This is a genomic window from Pseudarthrobacter albicanus, from assembly GCF_018224015.1.
GTDB lineage: Bacteria > Actinomycetota > Actinomycetes > Actinomycetales > Micrococcaceae > Arthrobacter > Arthrobacter albicanus.
This window is the reverse complement of record NZ_JAGPOT010000163.1, coordinates 1-3,352: the sequence shown is the minus strand read 5'-3', so window position 1 is coordinate 3,352 and position 3,352 is coordinate 1. Positions and strand designations below refer to the sequence as shown.

Annotated in this window: 5 protein-coding genes and 1 pseudogene; 5 read left to right on the top strand and 1 reads right to left on the bottom strand. The window is 67.1% G+C overall.

Annotated features, from left to right (window positions below; all coding sequences use genetic code 11):
• Positions 1-195 (top strand): annotated as a pseudogene (locus J9611_RS21100) (bifunctional D-altronate/D-mannonate dehydratase); the annotation flags it as partial.
• A 154-nt stretch (positions 196-349) separates the two neighbouring features.
• Positions 350-1,132: a phosphatase PAP2 family protein gene (locus tag J9611_RS21095; RefSeq protein ID WP_211883155.1), complete on the top strand. Its 783-nt coding sequence runs from the start codon at positions 350-352 to the stop codon at positions 1,130-1,132.
• 194 nt (positions 1,133-1,326) lie between these two features.
• Here J9611_RS21095 and J9611_RS21090 read toward each other — a convergent pair whose 3' ends face one another.
• Positions 1,327-1,644, bottom strand: coding sequence for a MerR family transcriptional regulator (locus J9611_RS21090; RefSeq protein WP_211883153.1), 318 nt, complete (start codon positions 1,642-1,644; stop codon positions 1,327-1,329).
• Between the two features lie 144 nt (positions 1,645-1,788).
• On the opposite strand from J9611_RS21090, the gene J9611_RS21085 reads away from it, so the two are divergent.
• The 3 genes from J9611_RS21085 (at position 1,789) to J9611_RS21075 (ending at position 3,163) form a co-directional block, all read left to right on the top strand.
• Positions 1,789-2,214: an Hsp20/alpha crystallin family protein gene (locus J9611_RS21085; RefSeq protein WP_211883157.1), complete on the top strand. Its 426-nt coding sequence runs from the start codon at positions 1,789-1,791 to the stop codon at positions 2,212-2,214.
• Between the two features lie 145 nt (positions 2,215-2,359).
• Positions 2,360-2,701, top strand: a complete 342-nt coding sequence (locus J9611_RS21080) for a J domain-containing protein (protein WP_211883151.1) — start codon at positions 2,360-2,362, stop codon at positions 2,699-2,701.
• Between the two features lie 75 nt (positions 2,702-2,776).
• Positions 2,777-3,163: a hypothetical protein gene (locus J9611_RS21075; RefSeq protein WP_211883149.1), complete on the top strand. Its 387-nt coding sequence runs from the start codon at positions 2,777-2,779 to the stop codon at positions 3,161-3,163.
• Positions 3,164-3,352 lie beyond the last annotated feature (189 nt).

Genomic DNA, 3,352 nt, shown 5'->3' with positions numbered 1-3,352 from the left:
GAGTACATGCAGCACTCGGACGCCACGAACACCGTGTTCGAGCAGTCCATGACGTTCACCGACGGCTACCTGCACCCGGGCGAGGCGCCCGGCATCGGCGTGGAGTTCAACGAGGAAGCAGCCAACAGCTACCCCTACCAGCAGGCCTACCTGCCCTACAACCGCCTCGTCGACGGAACGGTCCACGACTGGTGACGGGCCCGGGACCACAAGGTCCCCGGCGGCGAGCCTCCGCCCAGCGCGAGCTGCTGCAGCGCGCCGGCGGCATGCCCGGACGCCCCTGAACTCCACAATGGCGGTAATCTTCAGCAGAGAAGGTCCACACACGGCACAGAGGCGGAAACGGACAATGGCTGAGGATCGAACGGGCAAGCCGCAGGGCCGGTGGCGGGTATTCAACGAGAAGTTCGTGGTGGAAGAACGGTTCATGAGCGTGCAGGCGCGGACGAACCTGTACCGCATGGGCGTTGTCCTGATGATCGCGGGCGCCCTGTTGTTCACGGCTGTCCTGGCGGGTGTCCTCCTGCGGGGCGGCTTGTCCGACGGAGACGAACCCGTGCGGTCCTGGCTCCTGACGCTGCGGTCCGAGCCCCTGACCACGGTGATGATCATCCTGGCGGTCATCTTCGGCCCGGTCGGGCTGCCGATTATCGTCCTGGTGGTCACGGTGGCCTGGGCATTCCTGGCAAAGCACGTCTGGCGCCCGGTCCTGCTGGCAGCCGCCATGCTGACCGGCGTCGTCCTTGCCCAGCTGATCGGCCACATCGTGAACCGCGGCCGCCCTCCCGTGGACCTCATGCTCTTAGGCGCCGATCCCACCTTCTCGTTTCCTTCCGGACACGTCCTGGGTGCCTGCGACTTCCTGCTCATCACGACGTTTCTCGTCTTCTCGCGCCGCCGCAACCCGACGGCCACCGTCGTCGGCTTTATCGGGGCCGGAGTCGGCGCGTTCTTCGCTGCGGTCAGCCGGCTGTACCTCGGCTATCACTGGATGACTGATGCCCTCGCGTCCCTCGCCATCTCGCTGGTCATCCTGGGGGCCGTGATGGCCGTGGATACCTGGCGGACCGCCCGGATCCGGGGGGAGCCGGTCACCGGGACCCTCTCGAAATCCGACGCCGGCGAGGACTAACCCGGGCCGAACCATGCCGGCGGCCACGGGGCGGGGCCGGACAGGGCCCCCGGCGGCACGGATTCTCCCCGCCTTCAAAGGGGACGACCGGTCCGGGGGCACTTTGACACGGACACGCCGTCCACGGACCGGGATCAGCCGGCTGCGGGCTTCAAAGTAGCCCCGGACCGCAGCCTATCTGTCACGCCCCCGCCTCAGTGCCCCCGGGCCTGCTGCAGGGCGCCCCGCTTGAGGGCTGCCCGGTTGAGCGCTGCCTGCAGCCGGGCGTTGGCAGCTTCCAATTCCAGCACTTTGGCCACTCCGGCCAGGTTCAGCCCCTCATCCAGCAGCTCGCTGATCCGCCGCAGAACCGCCAGATCGGCGTCGCTGTACTGACGCGTGCCACCGGCCGTGCGGTCCGGTGTGAGCAGGCCTTTCCGCTCGTAGAGCCTGATGTTCTGCTGCCCGGTCCCCACCAGCTGAGCCACCACGGAGATGGCATACAGACCCACCACCCGCGCCTCTTCCGTCATGGTTCTCCTTCACGCTGACCGCCGGATTCCTCTTGCATCAGTCTCCCACCGGTGCTATAAAAAATCTATATCCACCAACATAGATAACCGGTCGCGGTGGATATAGGGAAATGCACAGAACCAGTACTGAAGGAGTGGGAAATGATGTTGATGCGTACGGACCCCTTCCGTGACTTCGACCGGCTGGCCCAGCAGGTCTTCGGCACGGCCGCACGGCCCGCTGCCATGCCGATGGACGCGTGGCAGGAAGACGACGAGTTCGTCGTCGCATTCGATCTGCCGGGAGTCAACGTGGACTCGGTTGACCTCGATATTGAGCGGAACGTCCTGACGGTGAGGGCCGAGCGGCGCGACCCGACGCAACCCAACGTTGAACTCATCGCGTCGGAGCGTCCGCGCGGTGTCTTCAGCCGCCAACTGATCCTGGGGGACACGCTGGACACCGAACACGTCAAGGCCAGCTACGCCGACGGCGTCCTGACCCTCCGCATTCCCGTGGCAGAGCAGGCCAAGCCGAGGAAGATCGAAATCTCCCACGAGCAGAACAAGATGCAGGAGATCGGGAAGTAGTCCCGGGGCGAGGGCGCCCGGTTCCCGCCGCCTGGAAAACAGGGGCGGCGCCCGGCGACGCCGGCGCCGCCCCGGTCCCACGCCACTACTCCCACGCCCGCCGACCCCCCCGCCCGTCCACACCTGATCCGACGGAGCCGGAACCGTGCACGCTGACTCCCGCGGCTACTACGCGGCACTGGAGGTTGCGCCCGACGCGACGCAGCAGGAAATCAGCCGCGCCTTCCGGGCGCTGATGCGCCAGCGCCACCCCGACGTCGGCAATCCAGGCGGCGGGGACGAGGTGCGCAGCATCCTGGAGGCCTTCGCCGTTCTCCGGGATCCCAGGTCCCGGGCTGCCTATGACCGCGGACAGGGCCCGGCGGACCGGCCGCGCAACGCGGCCCATCCTCCGCGGGACATTCCGGTGCGCCACATCCGGCATCCGGAGCCGCTGCTGCGGGTCACCCCGGTGAGGTGGGAACGCGGTCCGTGGCGCGGTCCGTGACAGTCCACCTGCGCGGCGGGTGCGGCAATGAAGAGCAATGCTCCCAGAGAACGACTCCAAGAGAAGGAGGCCGCCATGAGCGAATGGCGCCGTTACGATGCCCATCTGATGCCGGTATTCCACGAAAGGTTCGAGAAACGCTGGGGCAAGGGCACGGCGCCCTTCCTGGATCCCGAGGCGCTCGAATCGCCGCTTCCCCGGGCCCAATGGATCAACAGCGACACGGGTGCGCTGGCAGTTGTCCCCATCTGGACCGACGACGACCGCCAGCACCGCTCCTTTGGCGTGTTCTATCTGCCGCCGGCCGGTGACATATGGGTGCTGCGGCCCGGCTTCACGGAGTACCTTGAGCCCTCCTCCTCCGAGACGGAGCACCTCGTGGCGCTGCGGAACGACGCCTTCAAGAAGGCCGTGGCACACGCCAAGGAGTTCATCTCCGGGCCGGAGACCTCAGGCTACTGATGCAGGGCCGGCAGCCGCGGCGCGAGGGCGCCGTTCGCGGCGAGCGGCTCGTGGCGTGAGGGTCCGCCACGGCCTAGGACTGCGCTGAACAATTTGGGTGGTTTAAGGCGCGCCTGCTGGACTTCGCGCAGTGGTCCTTAAGACTGGGTGTATGCAAGGAATTGAGGCGGCCCAGCGCGGATATTTGGA